This window comes from Mesorhizobium sp. M1078, assembly GCF_040318615.1.
Taxonomy (GTDB): Bacteria; Pseudomonadota; Alphaproteobacteria; order Rhizobiales; family Rhizobiaceae; genus Mesorhizobium.
In genome coordinates this window covers 34,772-54,133 of sequence record NZ_JAMYMP010000004.1, presented here as the reverse complement: position 1 = coordinate 54,133, position 19,362 = coordinate 34,772, and the positions used below count along the sequence as shown (strand labels likewise).

Here is a 19,362-nt window from a genome sequence, read left to right as displayed (position 1 = left end):
CGGTGTTGTTCGTTTCGCAAGCAAAGCCTGCCGCACTATTGTGCACTGCAGCACAGATTGCCCGATTGCGGGCAAAATTCTGCGTGACAATTTCATCAGGGTTAGGCTAGTGTGCCCCGATAACCGAGAGGGTGGAGAAAAATCTGCTCTCCTACGCGGTCAAAGTCTTGGGAGGATGCGATCTAGGCGCGGTTACCCGCTGCCGCCGGAAACCGGAAAACAGATCGGAACGCGTTTAAATTGCAAGGCCTTGTGCCTTGCATTTTTTTTGCCTGATCATCTGGTTAGATCAACCTGTTCCCAAATCACGTGAGCTTGCGTCAGCCTGACACCAAGGCGTGATTCTAATGCGGGTGGGCCATGCCTGACCGCCGATTGCGCATCGCAGGCTGGCGAGACAAAACCTGAGTTTGGCGCTTCGAAACAGGCACAAACATCCCAGCCGATCTGTCGGCGGGAAAGTGTTAGTTAGCCGGTGCCCGGCTGGCTTCGGGGATGATGTGCGGGACTTCGTCGAGGTTGTAGCCCAGCCCGTGCGTCAGGCTGTAGAAAACCCCCATGACGACAGCCGTGACGATGGTGGTGCGGATCACGGCGCGCAGCATATGCGGTCCGCGCGGCGCGCTCGCAACCGTGCCCAGCGTCACGTCCTGGTCGTCATCCTGCGTCTTGACGCTGAACGGCAGCACGATGAACAGCATCAGCCACCAGGTGATGAAGAACAGCGCGGCAAACGAAATCCAGCTCATGCCTGCTCCAGTTCGACCAGCGTGCCGAAGAAGTCCTTGGGGTGCAGGAACAGCACCGGCTTGCCGTGAGCGCCGGTTTTGGGATTGCCGTCGCCCAGCACGCGGGCGCCGCTTGCTTTGAGGTGATCGCGCGTGGCAAGGATGTCGTCGACCTCGTAGCAGACATGATGCATGCCGCCCGAGCGGTTCTTGTCCAGAAAGGCCGCGATCGGCGACCCCTCGCCCAGCGGCTCCAGGAGTTCGATCTTGGTGTTGCCGACATCGACGAACACCACGGTAACCCCATGCTCGGGCAGCGCTTGCGGCGCGGTGACCTTCGCGCCAAGCGTATCGCGATAGGCCGCAATCGCCGCGGCCAGGTCCGGCACGGCAAGTGCTACATGGTTCAGGCGTCCCAGCATGAAGTGCTCCACAAGTTAAGGGAGTAGGGAATGGGCAGTAGGCAGTAGTGATACATCTGCATTTTTCTCCACTGCCTACCGCCTACTGCCTATTCCCTCACCTCGTCACAAACACCGTCACCAGCGGCTTCTTGCCCCAGGCTTCGTTGGCGGCGCCGCGCACGGCGCGCCGCACCGCTTCCTGCACCAGGTCGAGGTCCTTGCGGCGCTGGCGTGGGATCGAGTCGACCGCGCCGACGGCCGCGTCGAGCATCAGATCTTCCATGTTTTCGCCACGGGCATCGGCCTCGGCGACGCCGATGGCGACCAGATCGGGATCGCCGGCGAGCTCATATTTATCGTCGAGCACGACATTGACCGCGACATGGCCGGCGAAGGATAGCTTGCGCCGGTCGCGTATGCCCATCGCCTGGTCGGTGCCGATCAGCCTGCCGTCCTTGTAGATGCGGCCGAACGGCACCTGGTCGATGATCGTGGCCGGACCCGGCGCCAGCCGCAGCATGTCGCCGTCGCGCACTTGCGCCACCTGGCCGATGCCCGACGTCGACATCAGCGACCCCTGCGCCACCAGATGCGCGGCTTCGCCGTGCACGGGAACGCCGATCTGCGGCCGCACCCATTCATACATCCTGCGCAATTCGCTGCGGCGGGGATGGCCGGAGACATGCACCAGCGCGTCGCCATCCTCGATGATCTTGATGCCGAGGTCGATGAGGCGGTTCTTGATCTCGAGGATCGCCTTCTCGTTGCCGGGAATGGTGCGTGAGGAAAACACCACCGTGTCGCCGGCCGTCAGCGACACCGACTTCATCTCGTCGCGCGACAGTTTTGCCAGCGCTGCCAGCGCCTCGCCCTGGCTGCCGGTGCAGATGATGACCAGGTTCTCGCGCGGGATGAAGCCGAAATCCTCTTCGGCGATGAACTCCGGCAGCCCGTCCATGTAGCCGAGTTCGCCGGCGACATCGATGACCCGCTTCAGCGAGCGGCCGAGCACCAGGCACTGGCGGCCGGCATCGCGCGCCGCCTTGGCGATGGAGACGATGCGTCCGACATTGGAGGAGAAGGTGGTGACGGCGACACGGCCGACAGCGCTCTGGATGACGCCCCTGAGGCCTTCGCCCACCGCCACTTCCGACGGCGATTCGCCTTCGCGCAGCGCATTGGTGGAATCGCAGACCAGCGCCAGAACGCCCTTGTCACCATAGGCGCGAAACCGCGCCTCGTCGGTTTTCGGACCGATCGTCGGTTCCGGATCGATCTTCCAGTCGCCGGTATGGATGACGGTGCCGGCCGGCGAGGTGATCGCCAGCGACATCGGCTCGGGGATCGAGTGCGCCACCGGAATGGCCTCGATCGAGAACGGGCCGACAGTGAATGTTTCGCCTGCCCGGTAGATCGTCACCGGAATTTTCTTCGGCGCGCCCTGCTCGCCCTGCCGCTTGGCGTCCAGCAGTCCGGCGCTGAACGGTGTCATCCACACCGGCGCCTTCAGCTTCGGCCAGATGTCGAGCAGCGCCCCGTAATGGTCTTCATGCGCGTGGGTGATGATGATGCCGCGCAGGCCGGCGAGGTTCTCCTCGATGAAGCGCGTATCGGGCAGGATCAGGTCGACGCCAGGATGCGCCGCATCGGGAAAAGTCACGCCGACATCGACGACGATCCACTCGCGCGCGCTAGGCGGCCCATAGCCGTAAAGGGCGAAGTTCATGCCGATCTCGCCGACGCCGCCGAGCGGCACGAAGACGAGTTCGGCGTTTTGCGCTTTCGCCATCAATTTTCCCTTCCCGGCCCTTGCGGCCAGCCCCTAAATCTTTGCCGACGCGACGGCGCCGAAATGCACGTCGCCGGCGGCTACCGTCACGACCGACCCCTCATCATCGCGGATCACGAAACGGCAGTCCGCGTCAATGGTCTCGAAGGTACCGCGCACCACATTCCCGTCAATCCTGACAGCAACCTCGCCGCCAAGCCCCGCCGCGCGCGATAGCCAGCGACGCCGGATGGCGTCGAGCCCGCGTCCGTCATCCCACAGCCGGGCATTGTCGGTCCAGGCATCGGACAGCGCCAAGAACAGCGTTTCGGCGTCGCATGTCGCGCCCAGCGCCTGAAGCGATGTCGCCGGATACGGCAAATCCGGCGGATGCGCCACCACATTGACGCCGATGCCCACCGCCACCGCGAAACGGCCGCCATCGAGAATGGCCGATTCCAGCAGGATGCCGGCCAGCTTGGCGCCGGAGGCCAGCACATCGTTCGGCCATTTCAGCTCGAAGCGGTTCTGCCCCTGGCTGGCGCCGTCGAGGCCGATAGCGATCCTGCCCTTCGGCACCACGGCGTCGAGCGCGTCGGCCAGCGACAGGCCGGCGACGAAGCCCAGCGTCGCCGCCAGACGCAACTCACCGCCGGTGATGACCAGCAATGTCGCCGCCAGATTGCCCTCGGGCGATACCCAGGCCCTGCCGCGGCGGCCACGGCCGCTTTCCTGCTTCTTGGAAACGACCCACAATTTGCCGGGATCGCCTGCCCTTGCATGGTCCAGCGCCAGCGTGTTGGTGGAACCCACACTGTCATGCGCCTCGAGCCGGAACCCTTCCGTCTCAGAGGTTGGAGCCAGCCGAAATGCCATCCGGTCAGAAAAATGTCTTGGCGGCGGCTTCGGCGTAGGTCGCGATCGGACCGCCGATCAGCACATAGAACAGCACGAAAGCGCCGGAGACACCAAGCACGAGGCGCAGCTCAACCGCCATCGGAACGAAGCCACCGGCCGGTTCGTCGAACCACATGATCTTGATGATACGCAGATAGTAGAAAGCGCCCACGACGGAGGCCAGCACGCCGATGATCGCCAGCGCATAGAGGTTGGCGTTGATGGCGGCGAGGAACACGTACCATTTCCCCCAGAAACCGGCGAGCGGCGGGATGCCGGCCAGCGAGAACATCAGGATGGTCAGGATCGTCGCCATGATCGGGTTGGTCGACGACAGACCGGCGAGATCGCTGATCTGCTCGACATTGCCTTCCTTGCGCCGCATGGCGAGGATGAAGGCGAAGGTGCCGAGCGTCATGACGAGATAGATCAGCATGTAGATGGCGACGCCGCGCACGCCGGCCTGGCTGTTGGCGGCTAGGCCGACCAGCGCGTAGCCCATATGGCCGATCGAGGAGTACGCCATCAGCCGCTTGATGTTGGTTTGGCCGATCGCGGCGAAGGAGCCGAGCGCCATCGAGGCGATCGAGATGAAGACGATGATCTGCTGCCAGTCGGAAGCGATCGGCTTGAAGGCGCCCATGGTGACGCGCACGATCAGCGCCATTGCCGCCATTTTGGGGGCAGCCGCCAGGAAGGCGGTGACCGGCGTCGGCGCGCCCTCGTAGACATCGGGCGTCCACATGTGGAACGGCACCGCGGAAATCTTGAAGGCAAGACCGGCCAAAACGAAAACCAGGCCGACGACGAGGCCGAGCTGGCGCTCACCGCTGCCAAGCGCCGAGGCGATTTCTTGGAAGCCGACATTGCCGGTGTAGCCGTAAATGAGGCTGATTCCGTAAAGCAGCATGCCCGACGACAGCGCGCCGAGCACAAAATACTTCAAACCGGCCTCGGTCGAACGCAGATTGTCGCGATTGATCGCCGCCAGCACGTAAATCGCCAGCGACTGCAGTTCGAGGCCGAGATAGAGCCCGATCATGCCGTTGGCCGAGATCATCAGCATCATGCCGAGCGTGCACAACAGGATCAGCACCGGGTATTCGAACTTGTCGAAATGCTCCTGCCTGGCGAAGCGCATCGACATCACCAGCGTCACCGCCGAACCGATCAGCGACAGCACCTTCATGAAGCGGGAGAACGGATCCTGGATGAAGGCGTTGCCATAGGCTGCGCCCTGCCCCGTGGGAAAGATCAGCCATAGGCCTGCGATCACCAGCACGGCGACGGCAAGGACAGTCACCAGAATGGCAGTGTTGGCGCGCGAATAGGCGCCGACCATCAACAGCGCCAGCGCGCCGATGGCGAGGATCAGCTCCGGCGTCGAGAGCGAAAGGCTGGAATAAAGGTCCGGCGTCATGGTTCGCAAAACCTCTGGTCAGTTCGCCGCCGCGGTCTGCGCGGCGCCGATGGATGCGGTGACATTGGTGACGAGCGCCTTGACCGACTGGGCCGTGGCATCGAAGACGGGAGCGGGATAAACGCCGAAGAAGATGACCAGCACGACCAGCGGGTAGATGATTGCCTTCTCGCGCGTCGACAGATCGAGCAGGCCCTTCAGGCTTTCCTTGGTCAGCGCGCCGAAGATGACCCGGCGGTAGAGCCAGAGCGCGTAGGCCGCCGACAGGATGACGCCGGTGGCGGCGAAGAAAGCCACCCAGGTGTTGACCCGGAACACGCCGAGCATGGTCAGGAACTCGCCGACGAAGCCTGACGTGCCGGGCAAGCCGACATTGGCCATGGTGAAGATCAGGAACACGGTTGCGTATTTCGGCATGTTGTTGACCAAGCCGCCATAGGCGTCGATCTCTCGCGTGTGCATGCGGTCGTAAATGACGCCGACGCACAGGAACAGTGCGCCCGAGACGAGGCCGTGGCTCAGCATCTGGAAGATCGCGCCCTGCACGCCTTCCTGGTTCATGGCGAAGATGCCCATGGTGACGAAGCCCATATGGGCGACGGAGGAATAGGCGATCAGCTTCTTCATGTCCTCCTGCATCAGCGCCACCAGCGAGGTGTAGATGATGGCGACGACCGACAGCGTGAACACCAGCGGTGCGAACATTTCCGACGCCAGCGGGAACATCGGCAGGGAGAAGCGCAGGAAGCCGTACCCGCCCATTTTCAACAGTATGCCCGCCAGGATCACCGAGCCCGCCGTCGGCGCTTCGACATGCGCATCGGGCAGCCAGGTGTGCACCGGCCACATCGGCATCTTCACCGCGAAGGAGGCGAAGAAGGCTAGAAATAGCCATGTCTGCATGTGGGCCGGGAAGTTGTGGGTCAGCAGCGTCGGGATGTCGGTGGTGCCCGCCTGGAAGAACATCGCCATGATGGCGAGCAGCATCAGCACCGAGCCGGCGAGCGTATAGAGGAAGAACTTGAACGAGGCGTAGACGCGGCGCTTGCCGCCCCAGACGCCGATGATGATGAACATCGGAATCAGGCCGGCCTCGAAGAAGACGTAGAACAGCACGATGTCGAGCGCGCAGAACACGCCGATCATCAGCGTTTCCAAGAGCAGGAAGGCGATCATGTAGGCCTTGACGCGCTTGTCGATCGCTTCCCACGACGCCAGGATGCAGAGCGGCATGAGGAACGTCGTCAGGATGACGAACAGCATCGAAATGCCGTCGACGCCCATATGGTAGGAGATGCCGGAATCCAACCAGGCAAACTTCTCGACGAACTGGAAGCCGGCTTGCGAATTGTCGAAGCCGGTCCAGATGAACAGCGAGATGATGAAGGTGGCCGCTGTCGTCGTGAACGCGATGGCGCGGATGTTGCGACGCGCATTCGGGCTGTCATCCCTGATGAACAGGATCAGCAGCACACCTACGAGCGGCAGGAAGGTGACCAGCGAGAGGATTGGCCAGGCGGTCATCAGAGCATCATCCAGGTGACGAGTGCGGCCACGCCGATCAGCATGGCGAAGGCATAGTGATAGAGATAGCCGGTCTGTAGCTTGACGACGCGGTCGGTGACGTCGACGACACGCGCCGAAATGCCGTCAGGGCCGAGCCCGTCGATGATGGTGCCGTCGCCGGTCTTCCACAAGAACCTGCCCAGCGCCTTTGCCGGCCGCACGAACAGGACGTCGTAGAGCTCGTCGAAGTACCATTTGTTGAGCAGGAAGGCATACAGCAGCCGATGGTTGGCGGCGACGCTCCGGGGCAGTTCCGGCGAGCGGATGTAGAACTTCCAGGCGACGGCAAAGCCGATGATCATGGCGACGAACGGTGCCAGCTCGACCCACAGCGGCAATTCGTGGATATCGTGCAGGATGTGGTTGTCCGGCAGCGTGAACAGCGAGGCCTTCCAGAATTCGGTATAGCCTTCGCCGATGAAGGCACCATGGAAGATAACGCCGGCAAACAGCGCGCCCGCGGCCAGGATGAACAGCGGCACCAGCATCACCGGCGGCGATTCATGGACATGGTGCATGACGTCGTGGCTCGCCCGCGGCTCGCCATGGAAGGTCATGAAGATCAGCCGCCAGGAGTAGAAGGAGGTGAAGCAGGCGGCGATGACCAGCAGGACAAAAGCGAGGCCGGCGACCGAATTGTGGCCGGCAAAGGCAGCCTCGATGATGGCATCCTTGGAGAAGAAGCCGGCGGTGCCGATGACGGTCACCGGAATGCCGACGCCGGTCAGCGCCAGCGTGCCGATCACCATCATCCAGTAGGTCTTCGGAATGAGCTTCCGCAGGCCGCCCATCTTGCGCATGTCCTGCTCGTCGGAGACGGCATGGATGACCGAGCCGGAGCCCAGGAACAGCAGCGCCTTGAAGAAGGCGTGCGTGAACAGATGGAAGATCGCCGCGCCATAGGCGCCGACGCCGAGCGCGACGAACATGTAGCCGAGCTGCGAACAGGTCGAATAGGCGATGACGCGCTTGATGTCGTTCTGGACCAGGCCGACGGTCGCCGCGAAGAAGGCGGTGAAGGCGCCGATGAAGGTCACCACGGTCAGCGCCGAATGCGACAGTTCGAACAGCGGCGACAGCCGCGCCAGCATGAACACGCCGGCCGTGACCATGGTGGCGGCATGGATCAGCGCGGAAACCGGGGTCGGGCCCTCCATCGCGTCCGGCAGCCAGGTGTGCAGCGGCACCTGCGCCGACTTGCCCATGGCGCCCATGAACAGCAGCAGGCAGACGATGGTCATGGCTGCCTGCTTGTCCAGCGCGTAGCCGAGGAAGGTCAGCACGGCCGCGCCTTGTGGGGCGCCTTCAGCCGGAATGAACGTCGCGGCATTGGCGAAGATGGTGCCGAGATTGACCGAGCCGAACAAAACGAAGACGCCGAAAATGCCGAGCGCGAAGCCAAAATCGCCGACGCGGTTGACGACGAAGGCCTTGATGGCAGCAGCATTGGCCGACGGCCTCTTGTACCAGAAGCCGATCAGCAAATAAGAGGCGAGACCCACCCCTTCCCAGCCGAAGAACATCTGCACGAGGTTGTCCGCCGTCACCAGCATCAGCATGGCGAAGGTGAACAACGACAGATAGGCGAAGAAGCGCGGCCGGTTCGGATCGTGGTGCATGTAGCCGATCGAATAGATGTGGACCAGCGCCGACACCGTGTTGACCACCACCAGCATGACCACCGTCAGCGTATCGATCCTGAGCGCCCAGGACGCGTCCAAGCCGCCGGATTGGATCCAGCGCAGTACCGGCACGGTGAACACCTCGCCTTCGCCGAAGCCGACGGAGAAGAAGGCGACCCAGGACAGCACGGCCGAGATCACCAGGAAGCCTGAGGTGATATATTCCGATGCCTTGGCGCCGAGCGCATTGCCGAACAGGCCGACAATCAGGAAGCCGAGCAGCGGAAGGAAGACGATCGCTTGATACATGTTAGCCCCGTCAACCCTTCATCTGGTTCACGTCTTCGACCGCGATCGAGCCGCGGTTGCGGAAGAAGACGACGAGAATGGCAAGACCGATGGCCGCTTCGGCGGCCGCGACCGTCAGCACGAACAGGGCAAACACCTGGCCGACGAGATCGCCCAATGCCGCCGAGAAGGCGACGAAATTGATGTTGACCGCCAAAAGGATCAGCTCGATCGACATCAGGATGACGATGATGTTCCTGCGGTTCAGGAAGATGCCGAACACGCCGAGCGTGAACAGGATCGCCGATACGGTCAGGTAATGTGCGATGCCGACGACCATCTCAGAGCCCCTCGCCCGACTTGACCTTGCGGATTTCCATGCCTGTCGCCGGCGTGCGGCCGACCTGGGCGGCGATCGACTGCCGCTTGACCCCTTCCTTGTGGCGCAGCGTCAGCACGATGGCGCCAATCATGGCGACCAGCAGGATGAGGCCCGAAATCTGGAAGTAGTAGAGGTAGTCCGTATAGAGGATGTCGCCGAGTGCTGCGGTGTTTGTCCGCGCGGCAAGATCCGGGATGGGTTTGGAGACCGTCGAGGCCAGTTGCGGCGCGAAGGTGTAGCCGCCGAGCACCACGATCAGCTCGGCCGCCAGGATCAGCCCGACCAGCGCGCCGATCGGCGCATATTGCAGGGCGCCTTCCTTCATCTCGGCGAAGTCGACATCGAGCATCATGACGACGAACAGGAACAGCACCATGACCGCGCCGACATAGACGACGAGCAGGATCATCGCCAGGAACTCGGCGCCGGTCAGCATGAACAGGCCGGCGGCGTTAAAGAAGGTCAGGATCAGGAACAGCACGGAATGCACGGGGTTGCGCGACGAAATGACCATGAAGGCCGACGCCACCGCGACAAAGGCGAAGAGGTAGAAAAAGGCCGCCTCTAGTCCACTCAGCATTGGGGATCCCCCGGGTTCCTGTCCAAACAGGACATCCGTCCTGTTTGATTTCTGCGACCGCCTCCGGCCGGCAAGTTGCGTTGTCCTTAGACGAGGGCCCTCGCCCCGTCCATGCGTCAAATGTCAGCGGTAAGGCGAGTCCAGCGAGATGTTGCGCGCCAGTTCGCGCTCCCAGCGGTCGCCATTCGCCAGCAGCCTGTCCTTGTCGTAGTAAAGCTCTTCGCGCGTCTCCGTCGCGAACTCGAAATTCGGCCCCTCGACGATGGCGTCGACCGGGCAGGCTTCCTGGCAGAAGCCGCAATAGATGCACTTCACCATGTCGATGTCGTAGCGCACGGTGCGGCGCGTGCCGTCATTGCGGCGCGGGCCGGCCTCGATGGTGATCGCCTGCGCCGGACAGATCGCTTCGCACAATTTGCAGGCGATGCAGCGTTCCTCGCCATTGGGATAGCGGCGCAGCGCGTGCTCGCCACGGAAGCGCGGGCTGGTCGGCCCTTTCTCGTGCGGATAGTTGATCGTTTCCTTCGGCGCGAAGAACTGGCGCATCGACAGGAAGAAGGCGCTGACGAAATCCTGCAGCAGCAGCGATTTTGCGGCTTGAGCAAGCGCACTCATTCGGCACCCCCAAAAATCTGTATTGCAGCGATGGCGCCGACAAACCCAAACAAAACAGGCATCAGGAAACGGTAAGCAAGTGTCGTCAGAGCAGCCAATTTCTGCTTGTCCCAGCTAAACACCGGGGCTCGATAGTTTGCTGCCAACCTTTGTTCCTGTTGCCGCAAGACGTAAGGAAGCACGACCAGATTGCCGAACAACGCCACGACTACGCCGGCAACTGCTCCCAAAAAACCAAGGGTGAAATCGCCCATCACGCCATCCCCGTGATCTTGAGGAAGGCCGCGGTGGCAACGACCATGAACAGCGAGATCGGCAAAAATACTTTCCAGCCGAGCCGCATCAGCTGGTCGTATCGGTAGCGCGGCACGAAGGCCTTCACCATGGAGAACATGAAGAACATCAGGCAGATCTTGAGCACGAACCAGATCACGCCGGGCACCCAGGTGAAGGGGGCGAAGTCGAAGGGCGGCAGCCAGCCGCCGAGGAACAGGATGGTGGCCAGCGCGCACATCATCACCACGGCGACATATTCGCCGAGGAAGAACAACAGGAACGGCGTCGAGGAGTATTCGACCATGTGGCCGGCGACGAGTTCCGACTCGGCTTCCACCAGGTCGAAGGGCGGGCGGTTGGTCTCGGCCAGCGCCGAGATGAAGAAAATGACGAACATCGGGAACAGCGCCAGCCAGTGCCAGTCGAGGAAGCTGTTGGGCAGGCCAAGCTTGGTGCCCAGACCGTCCTGCTGCGACAGCACGATGTCCGACAGGTTGAGCGAGCCGACGCAGAGCAGCACGGTGACGATGACGAAGCCGATCGAGACTTCGTAGGAGACCATCTGCGCCGCCGAGCGCAGCGCGCCGAGGAACGGGTATTTCGAGTTGGACGCCCAGCCGCCCATGATCACGCCATAGACCTCGAGCGAGGAGATGGCGAAGACGTAGAGGATGCCGACATTGACGTTGGCGATCCCCCAGCCCGCATTGACGGGAATGACCGCCCAGGCTGAGATTGCCAGCACGGCCGACACCAGCGGCGCCAGCAGGAACACGCCCTTGTTGGCGCCGGACGGAATGACCGGTTCCTTGAAGACGAATTTCAGCAGATCGGCGAAAGCCTGCAGCGTGCCCCACGGGCCGACGACGTTCGGGCCGCGGCGCAACTGCACCGCCGCCCAGATCTTGCGGTCGGCGTAAAGCAGATAGGCGACCCCGATCAGCAAAACGACGATCAGCACGACCGACTTCAAAAGGATGATCAGCGTCGGCAGCACGTAGAAGGAGAAGAAGGTGTCCATGTCTACTCTGCCGCCTGCCTGAAGCCGTTTTTCGCCAGCGCCGAGCATTCCGCCATGACAGCGGAGGCCCGCGCGATCGGGTTGGTCAGATAGAAATCCGTGACCGGCGAGGTGAAAGTGCCCTTGTTCAGCCGCCCGCCGAGCTTCGCCACCTTGGCGACGTCATCGGCATTGCCGGCTTCGACATGATCGATGCGGGCGAGATGCGGGTATTCGCCATAGAGTTTGGCGCGCAACTGCTGCAGCGAATCGAAGGGTAGTTTCTTGCCCAGCACATCGGACAATGCCCTCAGGATCGCCCAGTCTTCGCGCGCGTCGCCCGGCGCGAAGCCCGCGCGGTTGGTCTGCTGCACGCGTCCCTCGGTGTTGACATAGGTGCCGGACTTTTCGGTGTAAGCGGCTCCCGGCAGGATGACATTGGCGCGGTGCGCACCGGCGTCGCCATGCGTGCCGACATAGACGACGAAGGCGCCGCCGGTCTTGGACATGTCGACCTCGTCGGCGCCGAGCAGGAACAGAACCTCGCTCTCACCCAGCATGCCGGCAACGTTCTTGCCGCCCTTGCCAGGCACGAAGCCGACATCGAGGCCGCCGACGCGCGCGGCCGCAGTGTGCAGCACGGCAAAGCCGTTCCAGTCGGCGCGGGCAGCGTTGACGGCGGTGGCGAGTTTCGCCGCCTGGCCGAGCACCGCCGCGCCGTCGGCACGCGACAGCGCGCCCTGGCCGACGATGATCAGCGGATGCGTCGCCTTCTTCAGCACCTGGAAGAACCTCCCGTTGCCGTCGGCCAGGTCTTTCAGCGACTCCGGGCCGGCGCCGAGCTGTTCGTAGTCGTAACGCGTGTCGCCGACCTCGCCGATGACGCCGACCGGCAGATTGCCGATCCGCCAGCGCTTGCGGATGCGGGCATTGAGCACCGAGGCCTCGAAGCGCGGATTGGCGCCAATGATCAGCACCGCGTCGGCCTGCTCGATGCCCTCGATGGTGGGGTTGAAGATGTAGCTGGCGCGGCCGAGCGCGGGATCGAGTGCGGCGCCGTCCTGGCGGCAATCGGTGTTCTTCGAGCCCAACGCAGCCATAAGCTGCTTCAGCGCGTAGATTTCCTCGACGGCGGCAAGATCGCCCGCAATCGCGCCGATTTTCTCGGGCGCCGCATTCGACACCGCATCCCTGATCGCAACGAACGCTTCGGCCCAGCTGGCCGGCGCCAACTTTCCGTCCTTGCGGACATAGGGGCGGTCGAGGCGCTGCGTGCGCAATCCGTCCCAGATGAAGCGGGTCTTGTCGGAAATCCACTCCTCGTTCACCGCTTCATTGACGCGCGGCAGGATGCGCATCACCTCGCGGCCACGGCTGTCGACGCGGATTGCCGAGCCGACGGCGTCCATGACGTCGATGGATTCTGTCTTGGTCAGCTCCCACGGCCGCGCCTGGAAGGCGAACGGCTTCGACGTCAGCGCGCCGACCGGGCAAAGGTCGATGACATTGCCCTGCAGCTCCGAGGTCATGGCGCTTTCGAGATAGGTGGTAATCTCGGCATCCTCGCCGCGGCCGATCAGGCCAAGCTCGGAAATGCCTGCAACTTCCGTGGTGAAGCGGACGCAGCGCGTGCAGTGGATGCAACGGTTCATAACCGTCTTGACCAATGGGCCGATATACTTGTCTTCGACCGCGCGCTTGTTCTCGTGATAGCGCGAGGAATCGACGCCGAAGGCCATCGCCTGGTCCTGCAGGTCGCATTCGCCGCCCTGATCGCAGATCGGGCAATCCAGCGGATGGTTGATCAAAAGGAATTCCATCACGCCTTCGCGGGCCTTCTTGACCATCGGCGTGTTGGTGAAGATTTCAGGCGCCTCGCCATTCGGACCCGGACGCAGGTCGCGCACATTCATGGCGCAGGAGGCCTGCGGTTTGGGCGGCCCGCCCTTCACCTCGATCAGGCACATGCGGCAATTGCCGGCGATCGACAGCCGCTCATGGAAGCAGAAGCGCGGCACTTCCGCGCCGGCGTCCTCGGCCGCCTGCAGCAGCGTGTAGTGGTCGGGTACAGTGATCTCTTTCCCGTCGACCTTGAGCTTTGCCATCAATTGCCCCCGGCGGTCTGCGCCGTCTCATATGCCTGAAACAGATCGCTCAGCCTGATGCGATTGATCATCATGCCGGCGACTTCAGCGTTTTCTATCTTCAAATTGCTCATATTCACATTGCTGAAAAACGCGTCCGAGAGGTTCGCGTCGTCCACAACGGCCGCCGACAGGTCGACGTTGTGAAACTGCGTGTTCGACAAGTTCACATCGTCAAATCTGGAGTTGCTGACGATGGCATTGCGCACATCGAGAACATCGCTCCTGTCGTGGATATCCATGCCTGCCACCCCTACTTCTTCGCCTTGGCAGCCAGCGTCAGCGCCGCGGCCTGGCGGGTCCACTCGTCGCGGCCGATGCGGCCGGTGAGCGACAGGTAGTCCTCGACCCAGGCGATCTCTTCCGGCGTCCACGCCGCGATCTGGGCAAAGGTCCAGATGCCGAGGCCGTTCAGCACCTTTTCCAGCTTCGGCCCAACGCCGGTGATCGCCTTGAGATCCGACGGCTTGGCCGGACGCGCCACGGCCTTGGGCTGTCTGAAATCCTCCGGCATCAATCCGATCGTCGCGCCTTCGGCGACGGCATCGGTCTTCTCCGGCTCGGCATCGACGGTGCGAGCGGCAATATCGGTCACATCCTGGGCAAAAGTCTGCGCCTCGGCGATCAGGGTTCTGGTCGCCGCGCGCGCCTTAGTGGCCGGCGCGGTCTCGGAGAACTCTTGGGTGCGCTGCTCGAAATCGTCGATGATCGGCTGGAAAATCCGCTGCGATGCCTCGGCAGCACCCGACAAGGCGCCTAGCCACACGCCAAAGGCATGGTTGGCAAGGCCGAAGCCCAGCGCCGACATGGCGGCGGCACCAGCGACAGGATGCGCGAGAAGGTTGACGGCGCTGGCCATCTCCTTCGGCATCATCCTTGTCAAATCCTGGTTCATCTTCTTAAGCTGGTCCAAATTGGGCATCAAAGGGTTCGAATACGGCGCCATAGACATCTCCTGGTCGTTTCTTCGCTTGCCCCGCCCCGCTGTGTCAGTCCCGGGCTTGCGCCCGTATTTCAAATCTACTCAGCCGCCACCATCACCGGTTCGGCCCGGTTCGCGTTGCGCGAAAACTCGTCGATGCGCCGCTCCACCTCGCCGCGGAAATGCCGCATCAGGCCCTGGATCGGCCATGCCGCGGCATCGCCCAGCGCGCAGATCGTATGACCCTCCACCTGTTTGGTGACGTCGAGCAGCATGTCGATCTCGCGCTTCTGCGCCTCGCCGCGCACCAGCCGCTCCATCACCCGCCACATCCAGCCGGTGCCTTCGCGGCATGGCGTGCACTGGCCGCAGCTCTCATGCTTGTAGAAATAGGAAAGCCTGGCGATCGCCTTCACGATATCGGTCGATTTGTCCATGACGATGACAGCCGCCGTGCCGAGGCCGGATTTCAGGTCGCGCAAAGCATCGAAATCCATCGGCGCATCGATGATCTGCTCGGCCGGCACCAGCGGCACCGAAGCGCCGCCCGGAATGACCGCCAGGAGATTGTCCCAGCCGCCGCGAATGCCGCCGCAATGGGTTTCGATCAGCTCGCGGAACGGGATCGACATCGCCTCTTCGACGGTGCACGGATTGTTGACGTGACCCGAGATGCAAAACAGCTTGGTGCCGACATTGTTGGGCCGGCCAAAGGACGAGAACCAGGCGGCGCCACGGCGCAAAATGGTCGGCGCCACCGCAATCGACTCGACATTGTTCACGGTTGTCGGACAACCGTACAAGCCGACATTGGCCGGGAATGGCGGCTTCAGCCGGGGCTGGCCCTTCTTGCCTTCGAGGCTTTCCAGAAGTGCTGTTTCCTCGCCACATATATAGGCGCCGGCGCCGTGATGCATGTAGATGTCGAAATCGTATCCGGACGTGTTGTTCTTGCCGATCAGCCTGGCCTCGTAGGCCTCGTCGATGGCGCGCTGCAGCGCCTCGCGCTCACGGATGAACTCGCCGCGCACATAGATGTAGGCGGCGACCGCGCCCATGGCGAAGCCGGCGATGAACGAGCCCTCGACCAGGGTGTGCGGATCGTTGCGCAGGATATCGCGGTCCTTGCACGTGCCGGGCTCGGATTCGTCGGCGTTGACAACGAGATAACTCGGCCTTCCATCGCTCTGCTTGGGCATGAACGACCATTTCAGCCCGGTCGGGAAGCCGGCGCCGCCACGGCCGCGCAGGCCGGACGCCTTCATCTCGTTGACGATCCACTCGCGCCCCTTGGCGATGATGCCGGGCGTGTTGTCCCAGGCGCCGCGCGCCATGGCGCCGGCCAGCGACTTATCGAACAGGCCGTAGATGTTGTTGAAGATGCGGTCTTTGTCAGCCAGCATGACTTACCTCTTTCCCCGCAAGACGATCGAGAACCACACCAGCACGCCCATGCCGGTCGCGGCCATCGATTCCAGGGTATCCGAAAACGGCAATTCGACGAGGCGCCGAAGCCCCTCCAGAAGGATGTTGGCAGCAGCGATGCAGACAACGCCGATGACAATGCTGCGCAGCGTCAGCAAAGATCCGGTGCTTTGCGCTTCAGCCATCAACGTGGCTCCTTGCCGAAGACGCGGATGTATTCGGCGACGCCGCCCTTGGCGAGCGCCTTGGCCTGCTTGCCCCAGTCGTCGCGCTCGATGCGGCCCTGGAAAGCGAGATATCCATCCACCCAGTCGCGCTCGGCCTTATTCCAGGATGCGACCTGTGTGAAGGTGAAGATGCCAAGGGAATGAAGGATGCCCTCGATCTTCGGGCCAATGCCCGAGATCAGCTTGAGATCGTCGACCGCAGCCGGCCTGTCGATTCCGGCCGGACGGTTCTTGTCCTCGAGCGACGGCTTTGCGGGCCTGGCTGCCGGCGCCTTGACGGCCGGGGCCACCGCGGCCTTGACCGCTGGCGCCTTGAATTCCGGCGCAGTGAAGGCAGTTGCCGGCGTGGCGATGGTCTTCGGGCCATTACGCTGCTTGGCGACCTTCTCGACTTCAGGCGCCGCGGTGTTGGCGTTGGCGGCCGAATGCAGGGGCGCCGGGACGCTCGCCGCTTTTTCCGCCGCCGGTGCAACCTTGGCCCTGGAGGGCGACTTCAACGCCGAGCTGGTTTCCGGCGCATCGGTTTTCGGCTTGCCGGCGTTGGATGGCGCCACCGGGGCGGCCGCTGCAGGAGCGGCAGGCGCCGGAACAGGCGCTGCAATGATCGCGTCGGGCGCCGCGTGGGCAGCCTTGCTCGCCGCCCTGGCTTCCTTGTCGCGCGTCGCTTTGAGGATCGCCTTTTCGCTCTTCAGCGTCGTCAGGCCAGGCGCCGGCTCCGAGCCGGTTCTGCCATTTTGCGGTCCCGTGGGAACCGAGGCGCCCTTGCCTGCATCATAAAGATCGATGATTTCGGCCAGCCGCTCAGGCGTCAGATCCTCGAACGTGTCCTTCAAGACCATCACCATCGGCGCGTTGACGCAGGCGCCGAGGCATTCGACCTCCTCCCACGACAGCGTGCCCTTGTCGTTGGTGTGGAACTGGTCGTGATGGATTTTCGAGCGGCACACATCCATCAGCGCTTCCGAGCCGCGCAGCATGCAGGGCGTGGTGCCGCAGACCTGGATATGCGCGCGCGTGCCGACCGGATTGAGCTGGTACTGCGTGTAGAAGGTCGCGACTTCGAGCCCGCGAATGCGCGGCATGCCGAGCATGTCCGAAATCGTCTCGATCGCCGCCTTGGTGACCCAGCCTTCCTGCTCCTGCGCAATCATCAGCAAGGGAATGATCGCCGACTGCTCGCGGCCCTTCGGATATTTCTTGATCCATTGCTTCGCAACCGCCGCATTCGCCCGGTTGAAGGCGAAGGTGGCTGGCTGGACGCTTGCTTCTGCGAGACGGCGGACTGACATTTAGCGATCGACCTCACCAAACACGATGTCGAGGGAACCCAGGACGGCAGTGACGTCGGCCAGCATGTGGCCACGGCAGAGGAAATCCATGGCTTGCAGATGCGCGAAGCCGGGCGCGCGCAGCTTGCAGCGATAGGGCTTGTTGGTGCCGTCGGAGACGAGATAGACACCGAACTCGCCCTTCGGCGCCTCGACGGCGGCATAGACCTCGCCCGCCGGCACGCGGTAACCCTCGGTGTAAAGCTTGAAATGATGGATCAGCGCTTCCATCGAGCGCTTCATCGCCTGGCGCTTGGGCGGCACCACCTTGCCGTCGAGGTTGGACACCGGCCCGACGCTTTCCTTGCCAAGCAAGAGGTCGACGCACTGGCGCATGATCTTTGCCGACTGGCGCATCTCTTCCATGCGCACGAGGTAGCGGTCGTAGCAGTCGCCGTTCTTGCCGATCGGGATGTCGAAATCCATCTCGGAATAGCATTCATAAGGCTGCGACTTGCGCAAATCCCAGGCCGCACCCGAGCCGCGCACCATGACGCCGGAAAAGCCCCAGGCCCAGGCGTCGGCCAGCGACACGATACCAATATCGACATTGCGCTGCTTGAAGATGCGGTTGCCGGTAAGCAGCTTGTCGAGGTCGTCAAGCGACTTCAGGAACGGGTCGATCCACTTGCCGATGTCCTCGACCAGCTTCGCCGGCAGATCCTGGTGCACACCGCCCGGACGGAAATAGGCCGCGTGCATGCGCGAACCGGAAGCGCGCTCATAAAACACCATCAGCTTTTCGCGTTCGACGAAACCCCACAGCGGCGGCGTCAGCGCGCCGATATCCAGCGCCTGCGTCGTCACATTGAGGATGTGCGACATGATGCGGCTGAGCTCGGAATAGAGCACGCGGATCAGCTGGCCGCGCTTCGGCACTTCGATGCCGAGCAACCGCTCGGTGGCGAGCGCGAAGGCATGCTCCTGGTTCATCGGTGCGCAATAGTCGAGCCGGTCGAGATAGGGCACGGCCTGCAGGTAGGTCTTGTGCTCGATCAGCTTTTCGGTGCCGCGATGGAGCAGGCCGATATGCGGATCGACGCGATCGACCACTTCGCCGTCGAGCTCCAGCACAAGACGCAAAACACCGTGCGCCGCAGGGTGCTGCGGTCCGAAGTTGATGTTGAAGTTGCGGACGGAGGTTTCAGCCATTCTGGCGCCTCAATTCGTCTTGGCTTTTTCGTCCCCAGGCAGGACGTAATCCGTCCCTTCCCATGGCGAAAGAAAATCGAAATTGCGGAATTCCTGCTTCAATTCCACCGGCTCGTAGATCACGCGCTTGGCTTCGTCGTCGTAGCGCACCTCGACGAAACCTGTCAGCGGGAAGTCCTTGCGCAGGGGATGGCCCTCGAAGCCGTAATCCGTGAGGATACGGCGCAGGTCCGGATGGCCGGAGAACAGCACGCCATAGAGATCGTAGGCTTCGCGCTCATACCAGTCGGCGCCGGGATAGACAGCGGTGAGCGACGGCACCAGCGTCTCTTCGTCGGCCTGCACCTTGATGCGGATGCGCAAATTCTGCTTCGGCGACAGCAGATGATAGACGACATCGAAACGCTTGACGCGCGACGGGTAGTCGGCGCCGCAGATATCGATGATCGAAATGAACTGGCAGCCCGAATCGTCACGCAGGAAGCTTGTCACCTCGATCAGATTGTCTGTAGCAACCGAGATCGTCAGTTCGCCATAGGCAAGCACTGCATCGGTGACGCGGCCCGGCAGCTTTTCGCCGAGATAGGTCGACAGTTCGCTCAGGGATGCGGCCATGGG

General features: G+C 62.8%; 20 protein-coding genes. All 20 read right to left on the bottom strand.

Going from position 1 to position 19,362, the window contains the following annotated elements:
- Positions 1-464 precede the first annotated feature (464 nt).
- Entirely contained in the window at positions 465-749 is a 285-nt protein-coding gene (locus NKH38_RS08010; protein WP_352762413.1) for a DUF1467 family protein, read from the bottom strand.
- A complete protein-coding gene (gene mce / locus NKH38_RS08005) occupies positions 746-1,150 on the bottom strand; it encodes a methylmalonyl-CoA epimerase (RefSeq protein ID WP_352762415.1) in 405 nt (134 codons plus the stop codon). Before mce ends, NKH38_RS08010 begins: the two co-directional genes overlap by 4 nt.
- A 97-nt stretch (positions 1,151-1,247) precedes the next feature.
- Positions 1,248-2,921, bottom strand: a complete 1,674-nt coding sequence (locus NKH38_RS08000; protein ID WP_023690300.1) for a ribonuclease J — start codon at positions 2,919-2,921, stop codon at positions 1,248-1,250.
- A gap of 33 nt (positions 2,922-2,954) precedes the next feature.
- Positions 2,955-3,776 (bottom strand): biotin--[acetyl-CoA-carboxylase] ligase, encoded by an 822-nt coding sequence (locus NKH38_RS07995; RefSeq protein ID WP_023709242.1) that lies wholly within the window; start codon positions 3,774-3,776, stop codon positions 2,955-2,957.
- 4 nt (positions 3,777-3,780) lie between these two features.
- Positions 3,781-5,217: an NADH-quinone oxidoreductase subunit NuoN gene (gene nuoN, locus NKH38_RS07990; protein WP_023706136.1), complete on the bottom strand. Its 1,437-nt coding sequence runs from the start codon at positions 5,215-5,217 to the stop codon at positions 3,781-3,783.
- Between the two features lie 18 nt (positions 5,218-5,235).
- The gene (locus NKH38_RS07985; protein WP_023670808.1) at positions 5,236-6,741 is read right to left on the bottom strand and encodes an NADH-quinone oxidoreductase subunit M; all 1,506 of its coding nucleotides are present in this window, start codon (positions 6,739-6,741) and stop codon (positions 5,236-5,238) included.
- The gene (gene nuoL, locus NKH38_RS07980; protein WP_352762419.1) at positions 6,741-8,714 is read right to left on the bottom strand and encodes an NADH-quinone oxidoreductase subunit L; all 1,974 of its coding nucleotides are present in this window, start codon (positions 8,712-8,714) and stop codon (positions 6,741-6,743) included. The genes NKH38_RS07985 and nuoL overlap by 1 nt, the downstream gene beginning before the upstream one ends.
- Before the next feature lie 10 nt (positions 8,715-8,724).
- Positions 8,725-9,033 (bottom strand): NADH-quinone oxidoreductase subunit NuoK, encoded by a 309-nt coding sequence (gene nuoK / locus NKH38_RS07975; protein WP_023670810.1) that lies wholly within the window; start codon positions 9,031-9,033, stop codon positions 8,725-8,727.
- A 1-nt stretch (position 9,034) separates the two neighbouring features.
- Positions 9,035-9,655 (bottom strand): NADH-quinone oxidoreductase subunit J, encoded by a 621-nt coding sequence (locus NKH38_RS07970; protein WP_023690957.1) that lies wholly within the window; start codon positions 9,653-9,655, stop codon positions 9,035-9,037.
- A gap of 123 nt (positions 9,656-9,778) precedes the next feature.
- Positions 9,779-10,270 carry an NADH-quinone oxidoreductase subunit NuoI gene (nuoI, locus tag NKH38_RS07965; protein WP_023805493.1) on the bottom strand — a complete coding sequence of 164 codons (492 nt, stop codon included), beginning with the start codon at positions 10,268-10,270 and terminating at the stop codon, positions 9,779-9,781.
- A complete protein-coding gene (locus tag NKH38_RS07960) occupies positions 10,267-10,524 on the bottom strand; it encodes a hypothetical protein (protein WP_023670814.1) in 258 nt (85 codons plus the stop codon). Before NKH38_RS07960 ends, nuoI begins: the two co-directional genes overlap by 4 nt.
- Positions 10,524-11,567, bottom strand: a complete 1,044-nt coding sequence (gene nuoH / locus NKH38_RS07955) for an NADH-quinone oxidoreductase subunit NuoH (protein ID WP_023670815.1) — start codon at positions 11,565-11,567, stop codon at positions 10,524-10,526. The genes NKH38_RS07960 and nuoH overlap by 1 nt, the downstream gene beginning before the upstream one ends.
- 2 nt (positions 11,568-11,569) lie before the next feature.
- On the bottom strand, positions 11,570-13,651 hold the full coding sequence (gene nuoG, locus NKH38_RS07950; protein WP_352762421.1) for an NADH-quinone oxidoreductase subunit NuoG: 2,082 nt from the start codon (positions 13,649-13,651) through the stop codon (positions 11,570-11,572).
- Positions 13,651-13,932, bottom strand: coding sequence for a pentapeptide repeat-containing protein (locus NKH38_RS07945; protein WP_352762424.1), 282 nt, complete (start codon positions 13,930-13,932; stop codon positions 13,651-13,653). Before NKH38_RS07945 ends, nuoG begins: the two co-directional genes overlap by 1 nt.
- An 11-nt stretch (positions 13,933-13,943) precedes the next feature.
- Positions 13,944-14,636, bottom strand: a complete 693-nt coding sequence (locus NKH38_RS07940) for a helix-hairpin-helix domain-containing protein (RefSeq protein ID WP_352762425.1) — start codon at positions 14,634-14,636, stop codon at positions 13,944-13,946.
- A 74-nt stretch (positions 14,637-14,710) separates the two neighbouring features.
- Complete coding sequence (nuoF, locus tag NKH38_RS07935; protein ID WP_352762427.1) at positions 14,711-16,015, bottom strand: NADH-quinone oxidoreductase subunit NuoF; 1,305 nt, start codon at positions 16,013-16,015, stop codon at positions 14,711-14,713.
- A 3-nt stretch (positions 16,016-16,018) separates the two neighbouring features.
- Positions 16,019-16,222 (bottom strand): hypothetical protein, encoded by a 204-nt coding sequence (locus tag NKH38_RS07930; RefSeq protein WP_023690953.1) that lies wholly within the window; start codon positions 16,220-16,222, stop codon positions 16,019-16,021.
- Complete coding sequence (locus NKH38_RS07925; protein WP_352762428.1) at positions 16,222-17,553, bottom strand: NADH-quinone oxidoreductase subunit E; 1,332 nt, start codon at positions 17,551-17,553, stop codon at positions 16,222-16,224. Before NKH38_RS07925 ends, NKH38_RS07930 begins: the two co-directional genes overlap by 1 nt.
- Positions 17,554-18,744, bottom strand: coding sequence for an NADH-quinone oxidoreductase subunit D (locus NKH38_RS07920; RefSeq protein WP_023829421.1), 1,191 nt, complete (start codon positions 18,742-18,744; stop codon positions 17,554-17,556). It abuts the gene before it with no gap.
- Positions 18,745-18,753: 9 nt separating this feature from the next.
- Entirely contained in the window at positions 18,754-19,359 is a 606-nt protein-coding gene (locus NKH38_RS07915; RefSeq protein WP_023731236.1) for an NADH-quinone oxidoreductase subunit C, read from the bottom strand.
- Between the last annotated feature and the right edge of the window lie 3 nt (positions 19,360-19,362).